Origin of the sequence: Chitinophaga sp. GbtcB8 (assembly GCF_019091455.1) — a bacterium.
Lineage (GTDB): Bacteria > Bacteroidota > Bacteroidia > Chitinophagales > Chitinophagaceae > Chitinophaga.
The window spans coordinates 1-228 of sequence record NZ_JAGXJN010000562.1 but is presented as its reverse complement, the minus strand read 5'-3'; the positions used below and the strand labels follow the sequence as shown (position 1 = coordinate 228).

Genomic DNA, 228 nt, shown 5'->3' with positions numbered 1-228 from the left:
TAACCATTTAGGAAATGGGCTGGCCAGGGTGTCGGATGAGAAAAAGCTTGTAACATTAGATGGGACGGTTATAGATCACTATGGGCCAAAGATCACCTCTGCACAGGTTTATTATCCCTTTGGTATGCTGGGGCCTGGCCGAAATGGGCATCATATGGCAGGGGGCTGGTCAACCGGTAGCAGGGTAGTGAACGGCTATGGGGTGCCTGAAATTTTGACCCGTGGGAC

Annotated in this window: 1 protein-coding gene; it reads left to right on the top strand. The window is 51.3% G+C overall.

Annotated elements, in window-relative coordinates; all coding sequences use genetic code 11:
• The coding region (locus tag KVT36_RS32575; RefSeq protein WP_217607559.1) for a hypothetical protein at positions 1 to 228 on the top strand (228 nt) is incomplete at both ends.